The organism is Cognatundibacterium griseum (assembly GCF_014284195.1).
In the GTDB taxonomy this organism is placed as follows: Bacteria; Pseudomonadota; Gammaproteobacteria; order Burkholderiales; family Burkholderiaceae_D; genus Undibacterium; species Undibacterium griseum.
In genome coordinates, this window is sequence record NZ_JACOGC010000001.1 from 183,908 (window position 1) to 208,886 (window position 24,979).

20 protein-coding genes are annotated in these 24,979 nt (G+C 57.6%); 12 read left to right on the plus strand and 8 right to left on the minus strand.

Going from position 1 to position 24,979, the window contains the following annotated elements; all coding sequences use genetic code 11:
- Positions 1-310: 310 nt before the first annotated feature.
- Both H8K27_RS00750 and H8K27_RS00755 read left to right on the plus strand, forming a co-directional pair.
- Positions 311-2,083 (plus strand): methyl-accepting chemotaxis protein, encoded by a 1,773-nt coding sequence (locus H8K27_RS00750; RefSeq protein ID WP_230418790.1) that lies wholly within the window; start codon positions 311-313, stop codon positions 2,081-2,083.
- Between the two features lie 110 nt (positions 2,084-2,193).
- On the plus strand, positions 2,194-2,541 hold the full coding sequence (locus H8K27_RS00755; protein WP_186861982.1) for an energy transducer TonB: 348 nt from the start codon (positions 2,194-2,196) through the stop codon (positions 2,539-2,541).
- 100 nt (positions 2,542-2,641) lie between these two features.
- Here H8K27_RS00755 and H8K27_RS00760 read toward each other — a convergent pair whose 3' ends face one another.
- The 4 genes from H8K27_RS00760 to H8K27_RS00770 all read right to left on the minus strand — a co-directional run bounded on the left by H8K27_RS00760 (position 2,642) and on the right by H8K27_RS00770 (position 7,896).
- Positions 2,642-4,828 (minus strand): M3 family metallopeptidase, encoded by a 2,187-nt coding sequence (locus tag H8K27_RS00760; RefSeq protein WP_186861332.1) that lies wholly within the window; start codon positions 4,826-4,828, stop codon positions 2,642-2,644.
- A 161-nt stretch (positions 4,829-4,989) separates the two neighbouring features.
- Positions 4,990-5,124, minus strand: coding sequence for a hypothetical protein (locus tag H8K27_RS16600; protein ID WP_268976610.1), 135 nt, complete (start codon positions 5,122-5,124; stop codon positions 4,990-4,992).
- 1 nt (position 5,125) lies between these two features.
- The gene (locus tag H8K27_RS00765) at positions 5,126-6,340 is read right to left on the minus strand and encodes an MFS transporter (RefSeq protein WP_186861333.1); all 1,215 of its coding nucleotides are present in this window, start codon (positions 6,338-6,340) and stop codon (positions 5,126-5,128) included.
- Between the two features lie 92 nt (positions 6,341-6,432).
- A complete protein-coding gene (locus H8K27_RS00770; protein ID WP_186861334.1) occupies positions 6,433-7,896 on the minus strand; it encodes an ATP-binding protein in 1,464 nt (487 codons plus the stop codon).
- 262 nt (positions 7,897-8,158) lie between these two features.
- On the opposite strand from H8K27_RS00770, the gene H8K27_RS00775 reads away from it, so the two are divergent.
- The 4 genes from H8K27_RS00775 (at position 8,159) to H8K27_RS00790 (ending at position 12,333) form a co-directional block, all read left to right on the plus strand.
- The gene (locus H8K27_RS00775; RefSeq protein ID WP_186861335.1) at positions 8,159-9,667 is read left to right on the plus strand and encodes a DNA-3-methyladenine glycosylase 2 family protein; all 1,509 of its coding nucleotides are present in this window, start codon (positions 8,159-8,161) and stop codon (positions 9,665-9,667) included.
- A gap of 6 nt (positions 9,668-9,673) precedes the next feature.
- On the plus strand, positions 9,674-10,180 hold the full coding sequence (locus H8K27_RS00780; RefSeq protein WP_186861336.1) for a methylated-DNA--[protein]-cysteine S-methyltransferase: 507 nt from the start codon (positions 9,674-9,676) through the stop codon (positions 10,178-10,180).
- 219 nt (positions 10,181-10,399) lie between these two features.
- Positions 10,400-10,960, plus strand: a complete 561-nt coding sequence (locus H8K27_RS00785) for a phasin family protein (RefSeq protein WP_186861337.1) — start codon at positions 10,400-10,402, stop codon at positions 10,958-10,960.
- Between the two features lie 197 nt (positions 10,961-11,157).
- Complete coding sequence (locus H8K27_RS00790; protein WP_186861338.1) at positions 11,158-12,333, plus strand: acetyl-CoA C-acetyltransferase; 1,176 nt, start codon at positions 11,158-11,160, stop codon at positions 12,331-12,333.
- A gap of 109 nt (positions 12,334-12,442) precedes the next feature.
- On the opposite strand, the gene H8K27_RS00795 is transcribed toward H8K27_RS00790, so the two are convergent.
- On the minus strand, positions 12,443-13,978 hold the full coding sequence (locus H8K27_RS00795; RefSeq protein ID WP_222610558.1) for a peptide MFS transporter: 1,536 nt from the start codon (positions 13,976-13,978) through the stop codon (positions 12,443-12,445).
- A gap of 402 nt (positions 13,979-14,380) precedes the next feature.
- On the opposite strand from H8K27_RS00795, the gene H8K27_RS00800 reads away from it, so the two are divergent.
- The 5 genes from H8K27_RS00800 to H8K27_RS00820 all read left to right on the plus strand — a co-directional run bounded on the left by H8K27_RS00800 (position 14,381) and on the right by H8K27_RS00820 (position 20,727).
- Positions 14,381-16,867, plus strand: coding sequence for an alpha/beta hydrolase family protein (locus H8K27_RS00800; protein ID WP_230418792.1), 2,487 nt, complete (start codon positions 14,381-14,383; stop codon positions 16,865-16,867).
- 152 nt (positions 16,868-17,019) lie between these two features.
- The gene (locus H8K27_RS00805; RefSeq protein ID WP_186861340.1) at positions 17,020-17,469 is read left to right on the plus strand and encodes an ANTAR domain-containing response regulator; all 450 of its coding nucleotides are present in this window, start codon (positions 17,020-17,022) and stop codon (positions 17,467-17,469) included.
- A gap of 108 nt (positions 17,470-17,577) precedes the next feature.
- On the plus strand, positions 17,578-18,948 hold the full coding sequence (locus H8K27_RS00810; protein WP_230418797.1) for a sensor histidine kinase: 1,371 nt from the start codon (positions 17,578-17,580) through the stop codon (positions 18,946-18,948).
- A gap of 35 nt (positions 18,949-18,983) precedes the next feature.
- Positions 18,984-19,739 carry a LytR/AlgR family response regulator transcription factor gene (locus H8K27_RS00815; protein ID WP_186861341.1) on the plus strand — a complete coding sequence of 252 codons (756 nt, stop codon included), beginning with the start codon at positions 18,984-18,986 and terminating at the stop codon, positions 19,737-19,739.
- Between the two features lie 118 nt (positions 19,740-19,857).
- Positions 19,858-20,727, plus strand: a complete 870-nt coding sequence (locus H8K27_RS00820) for a DMT family transporter (RefSeq protein ID WP_186861342.1) — start codon at positions 19,858-19,860, stop codon at positions 20,725-20,727.
- Positions 20,728-20,946: 219 nt separating this feature from the next.
- Here the strand turns inward: H8K27_RS00820 and H8K27_RS00825 are convergent, their stop codons facing one another.
- From H8K27_RS00825 to H8K27_RS00830, 3 genes are all read right to left on the minus strand, one after another.
- The gene (locus tag H8K27_RS00825; RefSeq protein ID WP_186861343.1) at positions 20,947-22,926 is read right to left on the minus strand and encodes a CocE/NonD family hydrolase; all 1,980 of its coding nucleotides are present in this window, start codon (positions 22,924-22,926) and stop codon (positions 20,947-20,949) included.
- Between the two features lie 62 nt (positions 22,927-22,988).
- Positions 22,989-23,117, minus strand: coding sequence for a hypothetical protein (locus H8K27_RS16605; RefSeq protein ID WP_268976618.1), 129 nt, complete (start codon positions 23,115-23,117; stop codon positions 22,989-22,991).
- Positions 23,110-23,772 carry a GGDEF domain-containing protein gene (locus H8K27_RS00830; protein ID WP_186861344.1) on the minus strand — a complete coding sequence of 221 codons (663 nt, stop codon included), beginning with the start codon at positions 23,770-23,772 and terminating at the stop codon, positions 23,110-23,112. Before H8K27_RS00830 ends, H8K27_RS16605 begins: the two co-directional genes overlap by 8 nt.
- Before the next feature lie 147 nt (positions 23,773-23,919).
- On the opposite strand from H8K27_RS00830, the gene H8K27_RS00835 reads away from it, so the two are divergent.
- On the plus strand, positions 23,920-24,894 hold the full coding sequence (locus H8K27_RS00835) for a 1-aminocyclopropane-1-carboxylate deaminase/D-cysteine desulfhydrase (RefSeq protein ID WP_186861345.1): 975 nt from the start codon (positions 23,920-23,922) through the stop codon (positions 24,892-24,894).
- Positions 24,895-24,979 lie beyond the last annotated feature (85 nt).

Genomic DNA, 24,979 nt, shown 5'->3' on the forward strand with positions numbered 1-24,979 from the left:
AAGAAAGTTCAGTGGACGGGAAAGATCGCAGGGGATAATTTATTTGCTTAAAAAACAGGCATTTATTTTTGAATACGACGCGAGACAATGATTACCTGCTCTCATTGGAAAAACAGGGTTCGTGAGAGTGAAATTCCATAAAAAAGCCATTGCTATGAAGCAAAATTACAGTATATTTGTCACTTGCAGTTACAAATTGATCGATTGCTCCGTCACGGTGTGATGTTAAAGCCGGGCAGGGGGCTCAGGTAAAAGTGCAGCAGCATCGCCGCTTTTTTGTTTTAACTCTTTTTTCAGACCCGACACGTAAATGAATTTATCCAAAATGACCGTCAGCAAACGTCTGGGGCTGGGTTTTGCTCTGGTTCTGGTATTCCTGATTGCACTGACTGCCGTCGGTGTTGTGCGCATGGCGCAGATTCAGGGGCGACTCGACAACATCGTCAGTGTCAGCAATGTGGAAACCCGCCTGGTGCTGGATATGCGGGCGATCGTGTATGACCGCATGGTTTCGCTGCGTAACCTGACTTTGCTCAATGACGCCGCCGATATGGAAAAGGACCTGGCGAAAATTGCCGACCAGTCCAAGAAATATGCCGAAGCCAACGACAAGCTGCAGAAACTGGCCCTGACCGAAGCGGCTTCCTCCAACGGTAAAAAAGCATTGCTCGACAAGCTGAAAGAGCGTGAGGTCGCTGCTGCTTCACTGCCGGCGAAAGCCCAGGAACTGGGGCTGGCGAATAATCCGGAAGTCGCGACCATCACGCTGATTAAAAAAGTCCGTCCGGTGCAGCAAAGCTGGCTGGATGCGCTCGATGAGCTGGTCACTCTGGAAGACAAACTCAATGCGCAGGTCGCCGAAGAAGCGAATTCTGCGTTCAAGGCCGCCACCACGATGATGCTGATCCTGGGTGGGCTGGCGCTGGCAGGCGGTATTACCGCGGCGTTTTACATCAGCCGCAGCTTGCTGAAACAACTGGGCGGCGAGCCGGATTATGCGGCACAGATCGCTGGCCAGATTGCTGCCGGTGAACTGACTGCGCCGATCGATGTCACTTCCGGTGATCAGTCCAGCCTGATTTATGAAATGAAAAACATGCGTGACAGTCTGGTGAATATCGTTTCTCAGGTTCGCTCCGGCACCGACACGATTGCAACAGCATCCAGCGAAATTGCGACCGGCAATCTGGATTTGTCTTCCCGCACTGAGCAACAGGCCAGCTCGCTGGAAAAAACCACTTCGTCCATGCGTGAACTGACTACGACGGTCAAGCAGAACGCAGATAACGCACGCGAAGCAAACCAGCTGGCAGCATCTGCCTCGGAAGTCGCCCGTCAGGGTGGTGTGGTTGTGGCGCAGGTGGTTGATACGATGGGTGCGATCAACGAATCCTCGAAAAAGATCGTGGATATCATCAGCGTGATTGACGGCATCGCGTTCCAGACCAATATTCTTGCACTGAATGCCGCGGTGGAAGCCGCACGTGCCGGTGAGCAGGGCCGAGGTTTTGCGGTGGTGGCAGCAGAGGTGCGCAATCTGGCGCAGCGCAGCGCAGCCGCCGCGAAGGAAATCAAAACACTGATCGATACTTCTGTTGAAAAAGTCGAGATCGGCACTAAACTGGTCGGGCAGGCCGGTGTGACGATTGATCAGGTGGTCAGCAGCGTCAAGCATGTCACCGATATCATTGCTGAAATCACTGCGGCCAGCCAGGAGCAGAGTGTCGGGATTGAGCAGGTCAACCATGCAATCATTGAAATGGATGGCGTGACCCAGCAAAATGCGGCGCTGGTGGAACAGGCAGCAGCAGCGGCACAGAGTTTGCAGGATCAGGCGGCAGAGCTGGCGAATGTGGTCAGCGTATTCAGACTGGACGCGAATGAGCACCATCTGTTCAAACCGGCAGCGCCTGCTGCGCAGACCGCACCTGTTGCCCCGCCGCTCAGGATCGAACCGGTGGCAAAGGTCGTGAAACCAAAATCCAGAGTGAGCCCGGCAAAGTCTTTACCTGCAGCGAAACCGGCGAGCAAAAAAGCGGCGCCGCAGCCGACTGCTTCCGACGATGGCTGGGAAGAGTTCTGACAGACGTGATACTCCTGCCACAGGCCATACAGCGGGATTCACCGGTATGGATGGTTACTGATCTGAATACGATTAATCGAAACTAATTTATTTTCACCAGAAAAGACATGATGATGAAATTTTCACCTTCTTTATTAATATCCACATTACTCATGACTGCAGCGGTATCCGTCATGGCGGCAGAAACCGCTCCGGTCATGGACAATAAGTCCTGCGATCCGCCTAAGTACCCGAAAGCGGCGCTGATGAACGAAGAAACCGGTACAGTGACGATGGGATTTCTGGTCGGAACGGACGGTAAAGTGATGGATTCCAAGGTCGAGAAATCCAGCGGCTCCAAGAGTCTGGATAAGGCGGCACTCACAGCCCTGAGTCAGTGCAAATTCAAACCCGGCACCAAAGACGGTAAGCCGGATCAGGTATGGGCCAAAGTGGATTTCGTCTGGAAACTGGAATAATTCGTTTCAGATCGCATCAATAAAAACAGGGAGGGCGCTGTTATGGCGTCCTCCCTGTTTGTTTTTTGGAGCCTGCGTGAGCAGGCTCTTGTCATCGAACTCAGTGTGTCACGGTGACTGGCATCAGGCCACGCCGCTTCAGCAGCGGGGTGATTTGCGGATCACGGCCACGGAACTGGCGGAAAGAATCCATCGGATCGATACTGCCGCCGCGGGACAGCAATTGCTGGCGGAACCAGTCGCCATTCTGGCGCGTCAGCCCGCCGTGCTCGCGGAACCATTCCACCGACTCGGCATCCAGCACTTCGCTCCACAGATAAGCGTAGTAACCGGCCGCATAACCGCCACCGAAAATATGGGAGAAATAAGTGCTGCGATAACGTGGCGGCACCGGCGCAAAATCGACACCAGCTTCCTGCAGCGCCGTTTTTTCAAACGCTAAGGCATCTGCCGGAATCTGTTCCGGTGTCAGTTGATGCCAGCGTTGATCAAGCAGGGAAGCCGCCAGATATTCAGTGGTGGTGAAGCCCTGGTTGAACTGATGGCTGGCCGTGATTTTGTCGACCAGTTCCTGCGGAATCACCTGACCGGTCTGGTAGTGTTTCGCATAATTTTTCAGGACTTCAGGCCAGGTGGCCCACATCTCGTTGACCTGGGATGGGTATTCGACAAAATCGCGCGGCACATTGGTGCCGGAAAAACGCGGGTAGCGGACATGGGAAAACAGGCCATGCAATGCGTGACCGAATTCATGGAAAGCGGTTTTCACTTCATCCGGCGTCAGCAGTGTCGGCTCGCCGGCCGGTGGCTGCGGGATATTGAGATGATTCGCGATCACCGGTTTTTTACCCAGCAGGGCGGATTGTTCCACATAAGAATTCATCCATGCGCCGCCGCGCTTGTTGTCGCGCGCATACATATCGGCGATGAACAGCGCCATGGACTGGCCGTCGGCATCGAAAATTTCAAAGATGCGCACGCTGGGGTGATATACCGGCAGGTCTTTACGCTCCTTGAACTGAATGCCGTACAGCTTGCTGGCCGCAAAGAACACACCCTGCTGCAACACGTTATTCAGCTCAAAATACGGGCGCAGCTGGTTGTCGTCAAACGCGTATTTCGCCGTGCGCAATTGCTCGGTGTAATACGCCCAGTCCCAGGCGGCAAGCTGGAAACCACCGTTTTCCGCATCAATCATTTTTTGCAGTTCAGCTGCTTCGTTTCTGGCATTCGCAACGGCTGCCGGTGCCAGCTCTTTCAGCATCTGATTGACTGCGCCGGTGGTTTTGGCGGTTTCGTCTTCCAGCCCGTAAGCCGCGTAATTGGGATAGCCCAGCAGTCTGGCGCGTTCTGCGCGCAGCTTTGCCAGCTGGATTGCGACGGCACGGTTATCCGATGCGCCACCCTGGCTGCCGCGCCGGATGGAGGCCTCATACAGACGTTGCCGCAGGGCGCGGTTTTTCAGGCTCGCCAGATAAGGCTGGCCGGTGGTGTTCATCAGCGGAATCAGGTATTTACCGTCCATCCCCTTGGCTTTGGCCGCTGCGGCAGCGGTATTGATTTCGCCTTCCGACAATCCGGCCAGCTGTTGCGCATCATCCACCACCACGGCTCCGGCATTGGTTTCTTTCAGCACATTCTGGCTGAAACGTGTGCCGAGGCTGGCCAGCTCCGCATTCATGGCTTTCAGTTTCTGCTTGTCTGCGTCCGGCAGTTTTGCACCGGCACGGACGAAATCGGTGTAATAACGATCCAGCAGACGTGCTGATTCAGGATCGAGGGACAGCTTCTGTTTTTGCGCCATGACGCTGCTGATGCGTTTGAATAAACGGGCATTGAGCGAAATGAAGTCCTGATGCGCAGCCAGTTGCGGCGCCAGCGTGGCGGACAGCGCTTCGAGCGCCGGGTTGGTGTTGGTGCCGATCTGGTTGAAGAACAGGGCGCTGACACGCGCCAGAACCTGACCGGAGCGCTCCAGCGCTACCAGCGTATTGTCAAAGGTTGCCGGTGCCGGATTGTGAGCGATCGCGTTGATTTCACTGACATGCAGCCGGATGGCTTCGGTAAAGGCCGGCGCATAGTCTTCGTTATGAATTTTGTCGAAGGGCGGCAGTTCGTAAGGCAGAGTGCTGGCCGCCAGCACCGGATTGACTGCCAGCGCGGTTTTGAGCCGGGATGGTGAAGCGGTAGCGGAATTGGCGGAGACAGGAGAAGCGGCCTGATCTGCAGCGGAACTGGATTGTATTGCCAGTGCCGAACACAGCAGCATGAGCAGTGGTTTGTTCATGAGGATCACGGGTAGAGTCGATGAGACTGAAAAGAATAGCATCAGACTTTATTTTATGAAAAAAATTTTTCATAAAATATCGATGATTTACCACATTGCGATTGGATACACCGCTTATTTCAGGTGATCCGGCAGCGATAGCGCGGCCGGCCGAGTCTGCATCAGCACAGCACAAAGCGGTTGGCGAGATCGAGGATGAAAGCAGGTTGTTGGTAGGCCAGGAACGTGATGACCAGCACTGCAGCCAGCAGTGCCAGCAGCAGCGCGGATCGCAGTTTCTGGCGTAATGGCGTCATATCAGGCTGCCAGCGCCTGCTTGCGCGTGATCGGGTTTTCATTGATCGGCAGATTGATCAGCGCGGCAAAAATACCGAGTGCCAGCGTAATGCCCCAGACGAAATCATAGTTGCCCATGCGGGTATAGATGTAGCCGCCCAGCCATACACCGAGAAAGCTGCCGACCTGATGTGAGAAAAAAACGAAACCGGACAACATCGACAGGTATTTGAGACCAAAAATCCCGGCAATCACGCCATTGGTCAGCGGCACGGTGGACAGCCACAGTACGCCCATGGCGGCGGCAAATACATAGACCGAATACGACGACAGCGGCGCCAGCAAGAACAGGCCGATCACCACGCTGCGGCTGATGTAGATCGATGACAGCAGATAACGTTTCGGCAGCAGGCCGCCGAGTTTGCCTGCATAGTAAGAGCCGAAAATATTGAACAGGCCGATCAGCGCCAGCGCAGAAACTGCCACGTTCGGGTCCATGATGCCTTTGTCTTTCAGGTAGGCCGGCATGTGGACGCCGATGAACACCACCTGGAATCCGCATACAAAATAACCGGCGACCAGCAACAGAAACGGCCGGTGGGAAAAGGCTTCGTGAATGGCTTCACGGATGCTTTGCTGGGGGCCGTGATGATGGGTGATGTCCGGCTCGCGCAGCTTCCAAGCCATCGGCAGCATGACCAGCAACAGCAACGCCGCCAGCAGATAAAACGCCGTTTGCCAGCCGGAATGCGTGATCAGCTGCTGTTCTACCGGCATCATGACAAATTGCCCGAACGAGCTGGCCGCAGAAGAAATGCCGAATGCCCAGGAACGTTTTTCCGCCGGCGCGGTGCGGCCGATAATGCCGCTGACTGCGCCGAATGCAGTACAGGCCAGCGCAGCGCCAAGCAGAACGCCGGAGCCGATGACAAACAGCACCGGATCGTTAATCAGCGCCATCCAGAGCAGGCCCGCTGCATACATGATGGCGCCAAAAATAACGATGCGGCTGGTGCCGAATTTATCAACGGCAATGCCGGCAAACGGTCCGAACGCACCCCACAGCAGATTTTGCAGAGCCTGTGCCATCGAATAGGTTTCGCGGGTCCAGCCGTGCGCCTGGGAAATCGGCTGCAGCCAGAAACCGAAACCGTGCCGCACCCCCATGGCCAGTGTCAGCACCAGGCCGCTGGCAATTAAGACGGTTTTCAGATCGGGGGCTTGTCTGGCGGTCATGACGGTCTGCTTTCTGTCAGAGACGGTGTAGGGTAGCGGGAGCTTGTTATTGTAATGGATGGGTGGATAGTCTGCCGGAAGGGGGCAAGACCTCAGACTTCCTGCGGCAGGTGCAGCGGCAGCACCAGCGTAAAACTGGTGCCGTGGCCGGGAGTGCTTTGCACGGTGATGCTGCCGCGCATGATGCTGCTGACCAGATTGTGCACGATACTGAGTCCGAGGCCGCTGCCTCCCTGACCGAGTTTGGTGGTGAAGAATGGATCAAAAATCCGCCGCAGATGATCTGCCGGTATGCCGCACCCGTCGTCCGCAAACAGGATCGTGACTTCGTCGGCACCGCTCTGGCAGGCCTGCAGCCGCATCTGCCCTGAGCTGCGGCCTTCAAAGGCGTGCAGCAAGGCATTGTGAATCAGATTTGTGATGATCTGGCCGTAAGGGCCCGGATAGCTGTCGAGCGTGATCTGGGGCGGGATATCGAGCACGATATGGTGTCCCTGTTTCTGAATCTGGTTCTGCACCGTGCGCAGGATTTCTGTGCTGGTCTGTAACAGATTGAACGAGCGCCGCTGCTGGCTGGCCTGATCGGCGGATACCTGCTTGAAGCTGCTGACCAGTTCGCTGGCGTTCATCAGATTGCGCAACAACAATTCCTGCGCATCGGCCAGCATGTCTAAAAAGTTTTCCAGGCCGGAACGCCGCAACTGATTGGCGTTGAAGATTTTTTTCAGTTCCTGGGTTTCTTCCTGCAGTGTGCTGGCGGTCAGCAGGCTGTTGCCGATCGGCGTATTGAGCTCGTGGGCGACGCCGGCTACCAGCGCGCCGAGTGCCGCGAGCCGTTCCTGCGACACGAGAATCTGCTGTGCCTGTGCCAGCTGCTGATAGGTATCGGCATTGTCAAGCGCGATAGCCGTGTAGGCGGCCAGGGTTTTGGCCATGTCCAGATGCATTTCCTGAAACGCATTGGCGTGCATGCACTGAATCGCGATCAGGCCGGTGGTTTTTCCCTTCAGCACCATTGGTACATAAATGTGCGAGGTCGGCAGGACTTCATGCATGCCTTCCGGATAAGCTTCAAAAACGGTGAGCTTGCGCAAGCCGTCGGCGCCGATATAGCGCGCATATTCCCGGTGAATATCGTTGATGAAGACCTCTTTCTGATGCTGTATGCACCAGACGGATAATAAGTCCGTGTCGTTGGCATCGCGCACATAGGGCAGCATGCGCCGTCCGCGCAGGAGATTGCAGGGAAATTCGATCAGGGATTTTTCCGGGCGGTACAGGCCGACGGCAAACACTTCGGCACCGATCAGCTCGTGCACATGCCGGTACACGATGTTCATGATGGTATCGCGGTCCAGGCTGGATGTGATTTCCCTGCCGATTTCACTCAGGCGGTGAATGGTATTGTGCGCCCGTTCCAGTTCGCGCAAGGCTTCTGCCGGTGGCAGTGCCGCCGGCGCTTTGCCGACCCTGATCGCATATTGTCTGAACAAATGCAGTGCCAGCTCCGGATGGCGGCTGGCGATCCGGTTAATTCTCTGCAAAGTGTGCGACACATTCTTCACGGCAGGCGGCTTTACTTGTTTGTCCGAAAATGGCTAGAGCAAATGCGTTGGGGCGCGTATAAAGAGAACTGCAAAGATCACTGCGTAAGCAATCATGCCGGCAACAGTGACAACCACAACATGATGAACGGTGATGACCGGAACCGTATTGATCCATAGTAAAACAGATTGTCGGCGGATAACCAGCCCATTCAACAATCATTGACATGAAAGATATTTGTCCGGCTGTTGCAGCCAGGCATGACTGAGCAAAATGAAAACTTCCGCGTCACACCTGCCGCACCCCGGCAGCAACGGATCCGGCGACGAGGCCGGGCGCCAGCACTATTACCGGGCGCTGACAGCGAAAGACAGCCGCTTTGACGGTGTGTTTTTTACCGGTGTCAGCACGACCGGCATTTACTGCCGCCCGATCTGCACGGTCAAAACCCCGCGCCTCAGTTCCTGTACCTTTTTCAAGTCCGCTGCGGCCGCCGAAGCCGCCGGTTACCGGCCCTGCCTGCGCTGCCGTCCCGAGCTGGCGCCTTACGCCCTGCAGCAAAATCTGGCGCATGCAATCTGGCGACAGATCGCGGCAGGCGCATTGAATGAAGACGGGCTGGAATCTTTTTCTGCCCGCATCGGCCTGTCTTCGCGCCAGGTGCGGCGGGTGCTATTGCAGGAATTCGGGGTGAGTCCGGTTGAGCTGGCGCAGACCCAGCGTTTGCTGTTTGCCAAGAAACTGCTGCAGGAAACCCGGCTGGGCATGGCGGAGCTGGCGTTTGCCGCCGGCTTTGGCAGCGTGCGGCGCTTCAATGCGCTGTTCCAGAGTCGCTATCAGCTGGCACCAGGGGAAATCCGGCGTGCTGCCGGACAACGCGGCGATGGCATCCTGCTGCGTCTGGCATACCGTCCGCCGTACGACTGGGACGCCGTTGCCGCTTATCTGCAAGGCAGAGCGATGCCGGGGCTGGAGTGCGTGACCGGCCAGGGCGGGCAGCGCAGTTACATCCGCAGCGTCCGGCTCGATGGTTATCAGGGCTGGCTGCAGGTCAGCCATTGTCCGGAAAAAAATCAGCTCCAGTTGCAGGTGGCGCCGGAACTCACGCCGGTACTGATGCCCCTGCTGGCCAGGGTTCGCCAGCAATTTGATCTGGAAGCGAATCCATCGGTGATCCGCCAGCATCTGGCTGCCGACAGCCTGCTGGCGCCGGTGGTGCAGCGTTATCCCGGGCTGCGGGTGCCGGGTGCATTTGACAGCTTTGAGCTGGCGATCCGTGCCGTGCTCGGTCAGCAGGTCAGCGTCGCTGGCGCCACCACAGTCGCCGGACGGCTGGTGCAGCGCTTCGGCACGCCCTGCACGACACCGTTTCCCGGCATTACGCACCACTTCCCGGAGCCGGCGACGCTGGCGGCATTAGCACCCGAAGTACTGGCCGGTATCGGCATTCCGGGAGCGCGTGCCGCCAGTCTGCAGCAGGTCGCCCGGTTTGCGCTGGAACGCGGTTTCGAGCTGGCACCGGGCAGCACGCTGGAACAGGTACTGGCGAAACTGAAAGCCATCCGGGGCGTCGGTGAATGGACGGCGCAGTACATCGCCATGCGGGCGTTGCGCTTTCCGGATGCATTTCCGGCGGGTGACCTGGGCTTGCAAAAAGCGGCAGCGGCATTGCATCCCGGTCATCCGCGCTGTACTGAAAAGCAGCTGCTGGCGCGGGCCGGCGACTGGTCGCCATGGCGTTCTTATGCCGCACTGTGGCTGTGGCAATCTCTTTCTATGTAGGTGACGATGATGAAATATATGCAATGGATGAGTCCCTTAGGACAACTTTACCTCGCTGCCAGCGGACGCGGACTGGCCGGCGTCTATTTTGAACAGCACCGGCATTTCAAAGGTTTGCAGGACTGGCAGCAGACGACGGCGGACTCCCTGTTGCTGGATACGGCAGCGCAGTTACAGGACTATTTTGCTGGCAGCCTGCAGGAATTTACGATTCCACTCGATTTATCGGCGGGCACACCGTTTCAGCAGGCAGTCTGGTATGAGCTGCTGCGTATTCCCTATGGCCGGACCTGCAGTTATGGCGAGCTGGCCAATGCGCTCGGCAAGCCGCAGGCAGTACGGGCGGTCGGGGCGGCGAATGGCAGGAATCCGGTATCGGTTATCGTGCCCTGCCACCGCGTGATCGCTGCCAGCGGAGCATTGACCGGTTATGCCGGTGGCTTAAAAAATAAGCAGGCATTGCTGAAATTAGAGGCAGAAAAAGACGGTTTTTCAGAAAATTTCCTGATCTGAAAAAATGCTTGAAATCATCCGGAAAGCCGCATGAATAAAGGGTTGTTGCACTAATGAAAAGCCGGTGCCGGGAAATTATTTTAAAATATTTGTTGCAATGCACAAAAAATGCTTGACCGGTGGGAAAAGACGTGTAGAATCGTAATTGTTGCGGTGCACCATAAGTTGAAATCATGGAAGGCGCTGCCAATTTTAATCCCCCCACACCGGAGCATAGCCATGACAACGACACCTGAACAATTTATCGCTACAACCAAAGCCAACCTGGAAGCCCAGTTTGCCTCCCTGACTGCATTGAACAAAAAAGCATTCGAAGGCCTGGAGCAACTGGTTGCCCTGAACGTCAACGCAGCAAAAGCCAGCTTTGAAGAAGGCACGGCCACTGCCAAGCAACTGCTGAGCGCAAAAGACCCACAGGAATTCTTTAACCTGAGCGCAGCACAGGTACAGCCAAGCGCAGAAAAAGCGCTGGCATACGGCCGTCACCTGGCAAGCATCACTTCCGCCACCCAGCAAGAGTTCACCAAGGCAGTTGAAGCGCATATCGCTGAAACCAACACCAAAGTGATCACGCTGATCGACGAAGTCACCAAGAATGCACCGGCAGGTTCCGAGCAGGCTGTGACTGCACTGAAAACCGTGGTCGGCAATATCAATGCCGGTTACGAGCAACTGTCCAAGACAACCAAGCAGGCTGTGCAGACAATGGAAGAAAACCTGACCAAGGCCACTCAGCAATTTACACAGGCTGCTGAAAAAGCGACTGCCAAGAAGAAATAAGCCGGATCAATACACCGATCTGGTCTTGACCGAAAGCTCCCGTCTTCCCCGGGAGCTTTTTTTTCGTCCGGAATTCCGGCGCGGCAGCAGAGCAGGGTCAAGCTGGTGTAATCTTTGGCGGGTATAGTCCAAGCTGGCGTTCCACATCAATTATTATTGCAATTACCGTGTCATTTGATAAAAACAGGAGAATGAATATGCAAGACGTCGTTATCGTAGCTGCCGGCCGCACTGCCGTCGGTAAATTTGGTGGCTCACTGGCAAAAATTCCGGCATCCGAACTGGGCGCCATCGTCATCAAAGGATTGCTGGCGAAAACCGGCCTCTCCGGTGACCTGATCAATGAAGTCTTGCTCGGTCAGGTGCTGACTGCGGGTGTCGGGCAGAATGCCGCCCGCCAGGCGGTGATTAAAGCCGGTTTGCCGGACATGGTGCCTGCCATGACGATTAACAAAGTCTGCGGCAGCGGCCTGAAAGCCACACATCTGGCGGCACAGGCCATCAAGGCTGGCGACGCCGACATCATCATTGCCGGTGGTCAGGAAAATATGAGCGCTTCGCCGCACGTGCTGAACGGCTCGCGCGACGGCTTCCGCATGGGTGACACCAAGCTGGTTGATACCATGATCGTGGACGGTCTGTGGGATGTGTATAACCAGTACCACATGGGCATTACTGCTGAAAACGTCGCGAAAAAATACAGCATCAGCCGTGAAGAGCAGGATTTATTTGCGCTGGCTTCACAAAACAAGGCGGAAGCCGCGCAAAAGGCCGGCAAGTTCAAGGACGAAATCATTCCGGTCGAGCTGGTGTCCAAAAAAGGCACGACTGTTTTCGATACCGACGAATTCATCAAGCACGGCGCCACGCTGGAATCGCTGGCTGGCCTGCGTCCGGCTTTCGATAAAAACGGTACCGTTACCGCCGGTAACGCTTCCGGTCTGAACGACGGTGCCGCTGCCGTCATCATGATGTCTGCCCAGAAAGCGGCAGAACTCGGCCTGCCGGTGCTGGCGCGCATCAAGGCCTATTCTTCTGCCGGTATCGATCCGACCATCATGGGCATGGGGCCGGTGCCTGCAGCGCAGTTGTGCCTGAAAAAAGCAGGCTGGACGCATCAGGAAATCGACCTGATGGAAATCAACGAAGCGTTCGCAGCGCAGGCAATTGGTGTGAACAAGGAAATGGGCTGGGATACCAGCAAGATCAATGTGAACGGCGGTGCGATTGCGATTGGTCACCCGATCGGTGCATCCGGTTGCCGTATCCTGGTCAGCCTGATCCACGAAATGATTCGTCGCGATGCCAAAAAAGGTCTCGCCAGCCTGTGTATCGGCGGCGGCATGGGCGTCGCGCTGGCGATTGAGCGTTGATGTCAGCCTGCATTCAGCAGGCGCCTGATTCCGGGATTTTTCCAATAAAAAACCCCGCCACGGATAATGGCGGGGTTTTTTTTAATACACGTATTTGTGAATGCGAATTTTAGTGGATGCCGTGCATTTTTTTAGCCATCCATTTGTTCAACAGCATCATCACAATCCCTGCTGTGATCGGGATGACCGTAAAGATCAGGAAGAAGGTGGACAGCGAATAAGCTTCTGAGATTTTGTCGATATAACTACCGCTCAGACCCGCGAGTTTATTGGCGATTGCCGTGTTCAGGAACCAGACGCCGAACATCAGGCCCAGCAGGCGCGGCGGTGCCAGCTTACTGATATATGACAGACCGACCGGCGACAGGCACAGCTCGCCCATGGTGTGGAAGAAGTAGGCCAGGATCAGAAAAATCATGCTGACCGATGCGGTTTTGGCACCCGCCGGAATACCGGCAGCACCGTAAGACAACGCCGCAAAGCCCAGGCCCAGCAGAACCAGACCGGTACCGAACTTGACCGGGCCGCTTGGGCTCCAGTATTTGTCCCACATTTTCGAGAACATCGGTGCCAGAATCACCAGGAAGAACGAGTTCAGCACACCGAACCAGGTAGCCGGTACGCTCGATTGCGACAGTGAGAATTCACGGTCCAGCATCCACAGCACCAGCGCCCAGATCAGGCCCAGGCACACCACCAGCAGCAGATTGGACAGCAGATAGCGCTTGGCTGTGCCGGAGGCCAGTTTTACCAGCAGCCAGCTCAGGATTATGGTTGGAATCACCGTCATCAGGCTGTTGATGATTTTGAAGGTCATGCCCGCTGTGCCAACCAGCGTGCGGTCGGTATAGTCCGCGGCGAAGATCGTCATTGAGCCGCCAGCCTGTTCAAAAGCAAACCAGAAGAAAATCGTGAAGAAAGAAAATACCCCAATTGCCTTGATGCGGTCAGCAACGATGTGTGCTTCGGGCTCCGCTTCAGCCGGTGCACTAACCTGCGTGGTTTGCTGTGCGCGGGATAAGCCGATATTGCCGAAAATGCCCTGGCCCAGATAGAACTGGATCGCTCCCAGAATCATGAACGCACCGGCCAGACCGAAGCCATACGACCAGGAGATTTTTTCGCCGATATAGCCGCACAGCAGAATGCCGAAGAAAGCACCGGAATTCACACCCATGTAGAACAGGGTGTAGCCGGAATCCCGCGCATGTTCATTGTCCTTGTTATACAGCTGGCCGACGATGGCGGAAATATTCGGTTTGAACAGACCGGTGCCAGCCACGACCAGCGACAGGCCGGTATAAAACATGGTTGGCGTATCAAACAGCAGCGAAGCATGTCCGGCCGCGATGATAAAGCCGCCCAGCACCACGGAGCGCCGGCTGCCGAGGAAGCGGTCGGCGATATAGCCGCCGAGGATCGGGGTCAGGTAAACCAGACCGGTGTACCAGCCGTACAGTGAAGTGGCATCAGCGCGGGTCCAGCCCCAGCCGCCTTTGGCGGTTTCTGTGACCAGGAACAGCACCAGCAGCGCGCGCATCCCGTAGTAAGAAAAACGTTCCCACATTTCTGTGAAGAACAGGACGAATAAGCTGTCGGGATGCCCTAAGATAGTGTGCGTCCCGTTGTTTTGAATTGTGTTCAAACTGCGCTCCGTTTTTGGTTTTAATTAGATAATGACTCGTTAGCAAATATATTTTCAGTGCCAACGCCAGAATGGTGTGAATTGAGTCAATTCGGCGCGTAGCTTACCACGATGGAAAACGTATAAAGAAAGACATATGCTGCGACGCAGCAAAATGTATGCCAGGAGCGCTGAAATCAAGCGTCATCAGGACTTTGAAGCCAGTTTGCCCTGCAACCGGACTGTTGTATGGCGTGCACGGTCGGCCGGAAAACCAGCAAACCGGACGGCTGCCTGAGCGGTGCGGTCTGACTGAAAGATTTTGGTGCAGCCAGGGACGGTGCTATGCTCCGCTGTGGGCGGCAGGCGACTGCCACGCGATATGATTCAAATTTCCATCATTTTCATCTTCCGGAGACGCATTTGCTGTTAACCCGAAAAACGTCCGTGCTGCTGATGGCAGCGCTGGCGCTGATATTTGTTTCACCAATCTCCAGCCTGGCGACCAATGCCGCCGGCACGGCGCAGACGGCAGAGCCCGGCGGATACCGACTGCCGCCGCCGGAATTGCAGGCGATTGTGGATGCGCCGCGCGGACCGCAATTCAAGCTGGGGCCGCAGAAGAAAAACGCGCTGCTGATCAGTCTGCCGGGTTTGCCCGGGATTGCCGAAGTCGCACAGCCGGAACTGAAGCTGGCCGGCCTGCGCATCAATCCGCGCACCCGCGCCGCCAGCCAGTTTGATTTCGGCACCGGCTTAAGCCTGCTGGATATCCAGAACGGCCAGATCCGTGAAGTCAGTGGTTTGCCAGCCAGGGCACGGATTGCCGAAACCTTGTGGTCACCGGATGAGCGCTGGGTGGCGTTCAGCCGCTGGGCCGACGACGGCGTGGAACTGTGGTTGCTGGATGTCCGCAAGGCAGTGGCGCACCGCCTGATTGCGGAGCGGCTCAATGCCATCACCAGTGCCGGATTTTCCTGGAGCAACGGTTCCGAACAATTATTTGTGCGCCTGTTACCGCAGCATCAGAAACCCTTGCCGCTGGCACCGTCGATTCCGTCAGGACCGAATGCGCTGGAAAGCAAAGGCGGCAAACTGACGCAGAACCGGACTTATCCCGATATGCTGAAAACGCCTGCCGATGCGGACCTGCTGGACTGGCAATTACAGACCCAGCTGGCTTTCGTGAACCTGCAGGGGCAGATACGGCGCACCGGTCCGGTCATGACGCTGAGCAAGGCGCTGGTGTCGCCGGATGGACGGCTGATCCTGACGACCCAGTTGCGCCGGCCGTATTCCACCACCTTGCCGATTGACCGGTTCGGTCAGCTGATTGAGGTATGGAGCGATACCGGAAAGAAAGTCAGGACAGTCGCGGAACGCCCCATGCGTGAGCGCTTGCCAGCAGGGAATGACGCGGTCCAGGCCGGGCCGCGTGATGTTGGCTGGCGGCATGATAAACCGGCGACGCTCTACTGGCTGGAAGCGCAGGCTGGCGGCGATCCCGAAGCGCATGTCAAAGTCCATGATGTGATCTGGCAGCAGGCCGCGCCATTTGACAGTCCGCCGCAAAAAATCATGGAACTGGGCTGGCGTTTCGGCAGCATCCAGTGGGGCAGCGATCAGCTCGCGCTGGTGACCGAAAACTGGTGGAAGTCGCGCGATACGCGCACCTGGCGTATCCGTCCCGGCGTGCCGGATGCAAAGCCGGAATTATTATTCAGCCGCAAATCGGAAGACCAGTATGCGCATCCCGGCACACCGGTCATGGTGCTGAACCCAGCCGGCCGCCAGGTGCTGCGCACCAGCGCTGACGGTAAGGCGATTTTCCTGACCGGCACCGGCGCCAGCCCGGAAGGCGACCGGCCGTTTCTGGACCGTTATGATCTCGTGAACCGGCAGGCGGTGCGGCTGTTCCGTTCCCAGGCGCCCTATTACGAAGAAGTGATTGCTGTGCTCAACGACAAAGGCAGCTGCGTGATCACCAGCCGCGAATCGAATGAGGAAAGACCGAATTTTTATGTCCGCGATCTGGCTGGCGGCGAAGCGCCGCGTGCGCTGACCCAGTTTGCGCATCCGCTGCCGCAATTGCGTGGTGTGAAAAAGCAGCAGATCCGCTACGAGCGGGAAGACGGAGTGGATTTGAGCGCCACCCTGTATCTGCCGCCCGGCTACGATCCGAAACGGGACGGTCCGCGTCCGGTGCTGATGTGGGCGTATCCGCGCGAGTTCAAGACCGCTGAAGCCGCCGGACAGGTAGCCGGCTCACCGTATAAATTCAACCGTATTTCGTATAACGGGCCGCAGGTGATGCTGGCGCGCGGTTACGTGGTGCTGGACGGTCCGACGATGCCGATCATCGGCGAAGGCAAAAAAGAGCCGAACGATACTTATCTCGAACAGCTGAAGATGAGCGCCGAGGCAGCGATCGAGGAAGTGGTGCGGCTGGGTGTGGCCGACCGCAACCGGATTGCGATCGGCGGTCACAGCTATGGCGCTTTCATGACCGTCAACCTGCTGACGCATACCCGCCTGTTCCGGGCCGGTATTGCGCGTTCCGGCGCGTATAACCGCACCCTGACACCGTTTGGCTTCCAGTCGGAAGACCGCAATTTCTGGCAGGCGCGCAAGACGTATCAGGACATGTCGCCATTTAACTTTGCCAACCAGATCAAAGACCCGATCCTGTTGATTCATGGCGAACAGGACAACAACAGCGGCACGTTTCCTATCCAGAGCGAACGCATGTATCAGGCATTGCAGGGGCTGGGCGCTGTCACCCGGCTGGTGATGCTGCCCAACGAAAGTCACAGCTACCGCGCCCGCGAGTCGATCCTGCACATGCTGTGGGAGCAGGATCGCTGGCTGGATCTGTATGTGAAAAACGCAAAAGGCGAGGCGGGGAACTGAGGCTGCGCACCGGGTCTGCGGCAAGGATGCGGCAGATCAGGCATCTTGCCGGCAAAGAAAATGCCGGCAAGATGTTGCTTTCTTTGTCTTTTTTCACCTTTCCGGAAAATTTGCATTAAGATGCAAAAAGCTTTTCTTTCTACAGGTTCCCTATGCTCAAAGCGGTCATTCTGGATGCCAATGCCGTCGCCCGTAACCTGCTGACCTCTGTTTTGAACAATGGCGGGCATGAAGTGGTGGGCGACGCCAATCTGGCGCCCGCCAGTCTGGCGCGGGTCATCAAACTCAAACCGCAGATCATCTGTATTGACATCGGCGAGGCGAACGAAGAAGGCATGCTGCTGATCGACCAGCTGCGTGCAGACCTGCCGAAATCCCTGGTGTTCATGGTGTCGGCAACCATTGATGCGCCGACGCTGCAGGCAGCGCACCGGCGCGGTGTGCATGGTTTCATCGTCAAACCGTTCAATTCCGTTGCCGTGCTGGCGTCCATTCGCAACACCATCCTGCGCATCGCCCGTCAGCAAAAGGCGGCCGCGCAGCCTGCCATACCGGAATCAGATGCGTCTTTACCGCCAGCCGGACGTCAGTCCAGTTCCTGACTGATCCGGTGAAAACAGGCGTTTATCTCCTGAAGCGCTGTTTCGTCGCGTCGCTCACCCGATGCCGGTGATCGTTGCGTAGACTGAGCGCTTCTGAGGGAAATCATCATGACTGACAGCACTATTTCAGCGTTACAAACATCGGAACACGATCAGCCTTTGCCGACGGAAGTGGCGGCAAAGAGCGAATTCTGGCTGACCCGTGCCCGCAACTATCCTGTATTTTCACGAACCTGGTATCGCTACCGCGCCATTGCCTGGCTCGGCACCCTGGTTCCGGTCATGCTCTATTTGCTTTCGGTGCCCCTGGTGCGCGGCAGCGACTGGCGACCGATGTTTATTTCATGGGTGCCGCTGGCAATTGCTGGCACCAGTTTTCATCTGGTCGGGCCGGCATTGGCAGTCTGGGTCAGGCAGCGCGCCTATCCGGAGAAGAAGGAATGGCGCGGTCTGGTGCTGGCAATCGTGACAGGCATGATATTTAGTCTGGGCATATTTAGCCTGTCCCGCGAGCTGACCCAGAATATGCTGCATCATCATGTTCCGGTATTAACTGCCTTGAAAATGAACAGCAGAGGCATTTCCATTGAAAAGCAGGCCGATGTTATCGCAGAGGAAAAACAAACGCATGTGATCAGCGATGCCTTCCGCGATTTCTGGAAAGGATTTCAGGATGGCTATCACGGCCATTCGTCCGGTATGCCGGAAACCGCGATACCGGATGATTTCTGGCAAGGGTTTTACATTGGATTACTGATTTCAGGACTCAGTATTTTTATTGGCGGCGGCTATGATTTATGGCTGTTCTCCAGACAGCGAAATATGCTCAAGGCCGCCAACAGCCAGCGAGAAGCCGAACGGGCAAAGGCAATTCAGCGCGAAGCCGAGCTGCGGCTGTCGGTGCTGGTGGCACAGGTGGAGCCGCATTTTCTGTTCAATACGCTGGCGGGCGTGCGTTCTGCGATAGCGACGGAACCGGAACGGGCGGTGAGCATTGTCGATCATCTGGTGGATTATCTGCGCGCCACCATTCCGCAATTACGCGATGATGGCAGCTCGGTGCAGGCGCGCCTCAAAAAGCAGCTCGATGCAGCCAGGTCTTACCTGAGCCTGATGCAGGCCCGCATTCCGCGCCTGAGTTTCAGTGTCGAGAGCGATCTGGATGATGCCGCGGTGCCGCCGCTGATGCTGATCTCGCTGGTGGAAAATGCCGTCAAACATGGGGTTGAACCCAAGGTCGGCGCGGCGCATATCCGCATCACGGCGCGCCGCAGCGTGGAGCAGGGCGCGCCGGTGCTGGAGCTGCGGGTTGAAGACGACGGTGTCGGTTTCGGCGGCAGCAGCAGCGGCAGCGGTATCGGGCTGGCAAATATCCACGAACGGCTGGCTTCGATGTACGGCAACCGGGCGGCGCTGGTGTTGAAAGCACGTCCGGCAGGCGGTGTCGCAGCGATCATCACACTGCCGCTGGAAGCGTGAGTTCTGACACGAAAGAAAAATAAGGAAAACAAAGCATGATGACCGCCGTGATTGCAGAAGATGAAGATTTGCCGCGCAAGGAATTGCGCCGCATGCTGGAAGCATTGTGGCCGGAACTGCAGATTGTGGCCGAATGCGAACACGGCGCCGATGCGCTGGAGGCGATTCACCGCCATCAGCCCGATGTGGCGTTTCTCGATATCCGCATGCCGGGCATGTCCGGGCTGGACGTGGCGCATGCGGTCAAAGGCCGTTGCCATGCGGTGTTCACCACCGCCTACGACAGCTATGCGATGGATGCCTTTGCCGCCGGAGCGATTGATTATCTGCTGAAACCGGTTGCCCAGCCGCGGCTGGCGGAAGCGATTGAACGGCTCCAGGCGCGGCTTGCCAGTAAACAGGCTGCACCGGATATCAGCCAGCTGATGGCCGAGCTGGACAAACGTATCCGCGGACAGGCGGCAGAGCGCATCCGCTGGATCAGCGCGAGTGTCGGCGACACCATCAAGATGTTCCCGGTGGAGAAAATCCTGTTTTTCAGTTCGGATGAAAAATACACCCGCGTCGTCAGCGCGCAGGACGAAGCGCATGTCCGCAAGCCGTTAAAGGAGTTGCTGGATGGTCTCGATCACGATCAGTTCTGGCAGATCCACCGCGGCACTGTGGTACGCGCCGATGCGATTGCACGCGCCCAGCGCGACGACATGGGACGCTATACCGTGGAGCTGCATGGCAGCCCGGAAAAGCTGCGCGTCAGTCAGGCATACGCCTGGCGTTTCAAACCGATGTAAGCCACGACCGGCCAGCGTCACCCTGTGAGTGTGGGCCGCATCATCTGTCCGGAAGCGGCCAGCGGCGACGGCGCTTCTTTGTTAAGCTGATGCCCGGTTTTCAATTTCAGGGGATGGTATGCGCGGTAGCGATCTGATGCGCCTGTTGGCGCTGGCGGCAATCTGGGGGGCATCATTTTTATTCATGCGGGTGGTGGCGCCGGTGCTGGGGGCGCTGTGGACGGCAGAAATCCGCGTCACGCTGGCAACGCTGGCGCTGATGCTGTATATGCTGGTCATCCGCAAACCCTTGCAGGCGGGACAAAACTGGCGCGCTTATCTGGTGCTGGGCACCGTCAATTCGGCGCTGCCGTTTGTCCTGTATTCCTTCGCTGCGATTCATATGCCAGCCGGCTATTCCGCCATTGTGAATGCCACCAGTCCCTTGTGGGGCGCGGTGATGGGCGCGCTGTTACTCGGGGAGCGCTTCACCCCGCGCAAGGTGCTGGGCATGGCGGCTGGCGTGACGGGCGTTGCCCTGCTGGTGCGGCTGGGGCCGGTGGAATGGAGCGGCACGCTGCTGCTGGCCGTGCTGGCGTGCGTCGGCGCCACGGTCTGCTATGCGCTGGCGGGAATTTATTCCAAAAAAGTATCGGGCCAGATCAGCGCCATGCAGATGGCAACCGGCTCGCAGCTCGGGGCGGCAATAGTATTAATGCCTTTCATGGCAATGACGCCGCTGCAGGCGGTGCCGCCCATGCCGGTCGTGCTGGCGGCAGCGGCGCTGGCACTGCTGTGCAGCGCGGTGGCGTATCTGATTTATTTCCGGCTGATGAGCGATGTCGGGCCGACCAAGGCGCTGACCGTGACTTTCCTGATCCCGCTGTTTGCGCTGTTGTGGGGCTATCTGTTCCTGGGAGAGGCCATTACTCTCAGCACGCTGGCCGGTTGCGCAGGTGTGGTGCTGGCGACCTGGCTGGTGGTGTATGCGCCGAAAAGTGTGGCCTGAGCACCATGTGAATCGTTTTTGATGGCGAATATACTCGAGGGGAGTATGTATAAATCCCCTTGTTTCATAAGGGCATCAGCCTGTTTTTGGCAGATACTCCCCTGTAAAATAAAAAATGCCCGGGCTGGCCGGGCAGGATGGGGCAGACTGGCATATTGCGGCGGGAGCCGTAAGGCACACCCACCGCATCCGCCGCAGCACCGGAGTGCCGCGCGGTGATTACGGTGCCGCAACGGCATCCAGTGACGGCAGCACCCGCACCTTCAGGGCGCTGGCCTGTCCGCTGCTGTGATACACGCGCTGCGTCGCTTTCACGAAGTCGCTGTCTTTGGCTTCAAAAATATTCGGTACAAACGTCTGCGGATTCCGGTCGATGAACGGGAACCAGCTCGACTGCACCTGCACCATGATGCGGTGGCCGCGCTGGAAAGTGTGGAACACGTCGTTGATGCCAAAATTCACCGGCGTCACCGCACCCGGCACGAAGGCTTTGGGCTGGTCAAAACCTTCGCGGTAGCGCGCACGGAACGGTTCGCCGCGCACCAGCGTCTGCTGATTGCCGCGGTTGACGTTGCCGTCTTTCAGATCCGGCGGATTGACGTCAATCAGCTTCACCACGAAGTCGGCATCGGTGCCGCTGGTGCTGACGAACAGGCTCGCTTGCAGCGGACCCGCCAGCGTCACATCCTTGTCCAGCACCTCGCTCTGCCAGCTCAGCACATCGGGCCGGCGGCTGGCAAAACGCTGGTCGGCGGCGATGTATTCCTTGCTCCAGCGGGTCATGATCTCGGTGGTGTACGGCACCGGTTTTTGCGGATCGCTGATGTATTCATCGAATCCGCTGTCTTCACCGGCACCCGGCGGTGTGAAGCTCAGACGGCCGTTGGCGTGAAAATACAGTGCCTGCTCGCGGCTGTCTTTCGGCGGCCAGTTGTCAAAGCTGCGCCAGCGGTTGGCGCCGGTTTCAAACATCCATGCTTCCGGCAGCACGGGTTGCTCGCCGTCTTTCAGATAATGCCGGAAAAAAGCCAGCTCGACCGGCTGGTAATTTTTCACCGTCTTGTAGCCGAAACCGGCATCGCCCACCCGTTCGCCATCGGTACGGGTCCAGCCGCCGTGCGTCCACGGGCCGACCACCAGCGTGTTGCGGATGCCGGGGTTTTGTTTTTCGATGGCGCGGTAGGTTTGCAGCGGGCCGTACAGGTCTTCGGTGTCATACCAGCCGCCAACGGTCAGCACCGCGGCCTTGATGTTTTTCAGATGCGGCAGCAGGTTGCGGCTTTGCCAGAACTGGTCGTAATCCGGATGCGCGATGAAATCGTTCCAGAACGAAATACCGTTTTTAAAATGCAGCCGGTTCACGTTTGACAGCGGCCCCAGGTCGAGGAAAAACTGATAACCATCCGGCGTGCCGAAAGGAAAATCCTTCCAGCCGCGCTGATCGGTCGGCTGCGGCCGCGGCTGGCCGAAATTGTAAAAAAATCCGAAGCCCATCTGCAGATTGAAAGCGCCATTGCGATGCATGTCGTCGCCGCGGAACCAGTCGGCAATCGGCGCCTGCGGCGATACCGCTTTCAGTGCCGGATGCGAATCAATCGCGCCGGCAGACGTGTAAAAGCCGGGATAAGAAATCCCCCATTGCCCGACCTTGCCGTTGTTGTGCGGAATATGTTTGACCAGCCAGTCGATACTGTCGTACGTGTCCGAGCTTTCATCAATATCGGCGCTGGATTTCTTGACGTCGATATGCGGCCGCATATTCACAAATTCACCTTCCGACATATTGGTGCCGCGCACATCCTGAAACACGAAGATATAGCCTTCTTTTTCATATTCGGCTGTCGGGCCGAGCTGTGCTTTGTAATTCTCGGCGCCATATGGTGCGACTGAATACGGGGTGCGCACCAGCAGCATCGGATAGGTTTTTCTGGCGCTGGCATCCAGTGGCATGTATACCGCAGTAAACAGGGTTTTACCGTCCCGCACCGGAATGCGGTATTCAAATTTGCTGTAATGCTCGCGGATGAATTCGGCACGCTGTTTGAGCGCACTGGTCAGATCGTCGCTGCTGTTTCCCTGGCCCTGCACGGCAATGCCGGCTGATGTTGCGGTGGTGGTGTTCGCCGCACCGGCCTGCGCGGCGATGCCGGTTGCGCACAGCGCTGCCAGCAGCGACGCCAGTATGCTTGGTCTGATCATAGTATTCCCCGTAATGTGATGGATGTTGTGCGTGCCGGGCCGGTCGCGGGTGTGGCGCTGCTTTATCTGACGGGATGGCCGGTACAGCAGACTTGGGCAAGCACCGGCACGATAAGTTCCGCTGCCAGTCCGGCACCGGTTTCTGCGCCGGTGCGGCGGCATGCCAGAGAGCCGTCACCGTGTTTATTCATGCGCATTCGGATCAAAATCCGGCAAGGGCAGCTCGGCTTCTGCGAGGCTGTCCGGGCCTTTTGCTTTGGCCTGCATCAGCGCTGTTGTGGCACGCCGCAGCATGCTGTCGGCGCTGTCTTTGATGGCATTGGTGGTCACGCCGGCCGAAAAGCTGACCTGCAACCCGGCCGCCAGCGTGTTCCAGTCACGCTCTGTCAGCCGCTTCCGGACGCGGGCAAGCGCTTTCAGACTCTGATCGAGCCAGGTGGTCGGCATCACGACCGCAAATTCATTGGCGGCGACCCGGCCAAACGAATCGAGTGTGCGCAGGATCTTCAGCGCATCCTGCGCCATCAGCTGCAGGACTTGTTTGGCGATAGCTTGTCCATGCTGTTCCAGAATCTGCTCCAGCCCGTCGATGCTGATGACGGCCAGCGTGAAAGTGTGGCCGGTGCGGTAAGAGCGCGCCAGTTCGGCTTCCAGCGCTGCCAGCAGCGCGCGCCGGTTCAGCGCCCCGGTCAGATGGTCGTGCTGCGTCATTCCTTCGAGCTGGGTCAGCACGGTTTCCAGCGTCGGCAGCAGATTATCCTGCTGGCCGGTTTCTTTAATCTGCTGTATCAGTTGCGATAACTGTTGTCTGGCTTTCGTCAGGGGCTGATTCAAATCGGCAGGCATGTCCTCTCCAGGAAAAATCCGGGTTGCGGGAATTCGGGTGAATGCCCGCGGCAGTGCGTTCCCGCAGCGCGCATTGTCTGCCGGTGCCGGAACGGGTTGCCGGCAGCGGACGTGCAATGTCAGCGTACAATGCCACTTTACCATTGAGTGACTTCCTTTCGCATCGTGTTTTCAGCCGCCGCCTCACCCTGCCAGCGTATCGACAGCAAGCTGTTTCCCGGATTGCAGGTATGGGTCAAACGCGATGACCTGCTGCATCCGCTGGTGTCCGGCAATAAATTCCGCAAACTCAAATATCCCTTGCTGGCGCTGAATGGACGCCGCGCGCATCTGGTCAGCATGGGCGGCATCTGGTCGAATCATCTGCATGCGCTGGCGCACGCTGCCGTGTTGCACGGCCACAGCGCGACCCTGCTGGTCAGGGCGGCGCCGGGCATGGACAGCGCCATGCTGGAGGATTGCCGGGCGCTGGGCATGCAGGTGCAGTATGTCAGCCGCGACGATTACCGCCGCTTGCGCGAGGAACCCGACGCATGGCGGCATCATGTGACACAGTCCGGCCCGCAACATGTCTGGCTGCCGGAGGGCGGCAGCGCGGCGGCGGCATTGCATGGCGTGGCGGAGCTGGCGGACGAGGCCATCGCGCAACTGGGGTTTGTGCCTGATCAGGTGGCGCTTGCCTGCGGTACCGGCGCGACGCTGGCCGGCGTGCTGGCAGGGCTGGCGGGACGCAGCCAGGTGCTGGGCGTTGCTGTCCTGCGCCAGGCAGAGTATCTGCACCGGGATATCGCCAGGCTGCAACGTGAAGCCGGTTACCCGGTACAGCAGAATTATCAATTGTTAACCCAGTTCCACCACGGCGGCTACGCTAAAATCAGCCCTGCACTGAGCGCATTCTGTCAGCGCTTTGCAGAAGAGACCGGTATTCTGCCGGAACCGGTCTATACCGGAAAAATGTTTTATGCCTTACATCAGCTGGCGTTGGAAAACGTACTTCCGGCTGGCAGTCGGGTGCTGGCGGTGCACACCGGCGGCTTGCAGGGCTTGCGCGGCTGGGCTACATCACATCAACACCCATCACCTGCGGGCAGTAACGTGCAGACAGTGCGGCGTTTGTGGTGATGACGGTCTCCGTCCGCTGCCTACGCAAAGCCGCGGTGCTGCCAGTGCGTGCTACTCGGCCGTTGTCTGACCGTCCCGGCTTTGT

Bases quoted from the DNA above. Each gene is read 5' to 3' on its own strand.
- H8K27_RS00790 (WP_186861338.1), top strand. From the start codon at position 11,158: ATGCAAGACGTCGTTATCGTAGCTGCCGGCCGCACTGCCGTCGGTAAA.
- H8K27_RS00820 (WP_186861342.1), top strand. From the start codon at position 19,858: ATGCGCGGTAGCGATCTGATGCGCCTGTTGGCGCTGGCGGCAATCTGG.
- H8K27_RS00755 (WP_186861982.1), top strand. From the start codon at position 2,194: ATGATGAAATTTTCACCTTCTTTATTAATATCCACATTACTCATGACT.
- H8K27_RS00750 (WP_230418790.1), top strand. From the start codon at position 311: ATGAATTTATCCAAAATGACCGTCAGCAAACGTCTGGGGCTGGGTTTT.
- H8K27_RS00785 (WP_186861337.1), top strand. From the start codon at position 10,400: ATGACAACGACACCTGAACAATTTATCGCTACAACCAAAGCCAACCTG.
- H8K27_RS00830 (WP_186861344.1), bottom strand. From the start codon at position 23,772: ATGCCTGCCGATTTGAATCAGCCCCTGACGAAAGCCAGACAACAGTTA.
- H8K27_RS00805 (WP_186861340.1), top strand. From the start codon at position 17,020: ATGCTCAAAGCGGTCATTCTGGATGCCAATGCCGTCGCCCGTAACCTG.
- H8K27_RS00765 (WP_186861333.1), bottom strand. From the start codon at position 6,340: ATGACCGCCAGACAAGCCCCCGATCTGAAAACCGTCTTAATTGCCAGC.
- H8K27_RS00775 (WP_186861335.1), top strand. From the start codon at position 8,159: ATGAAAACTTCCGCGTCACACCTGCCGCACCCCGGCAGCAACGGATCC.
- H8K27_RS00780 (WP_186861336.1), top strand. From the start codon at position 9,674: ATGATGAAATATATGCAATGGATGAGTCCCTTAGGACAACTTTACCTC.
- H8K27_RS16600 (WP_268976610.1), bottom strand. From the start codon at position 5,124: ATGACGCCATTACGCCAGAAACTGCGATCCGCGCTGCTGCTGGCACTG.
- H8K27_RS00825 (WP_186861343.1), bottom strand. From the start codon at position 22,926: ATGATCAGACCAAGCATACTGGCGTCGCTGCTGGCAGCGCTGTGCGCA.
- H8K27_RS16605 (WP_268976618.1), bottom strand. From the start codon at position 23,117: ATGAATAAACACGGTGACGGCTCTCTGGCATGCCGCCGCACCGGCGCA.
- H8K27_RS00810 (WP_230418797.1), top strand. From the start codon at position 17,578: ATGACTGACAGCACTATTTCAGCGTTACAAACATCGGAACACGATCAG.
- H8K27_RS00815 (WP_186861341.1), top strand. From the start codon at position 18,984: ATGATGACCGCCGTGATTGCAGAAGATGAAGATTTGCCGCGCAAGGAA.
- H8K27_RS00760 (WP_186861332.1), bottom strand. From the start codon at position 4,828: ATGAACAAACCACTGCTCATGCTGCTGTGTTCGGCACTGGCAATACAA.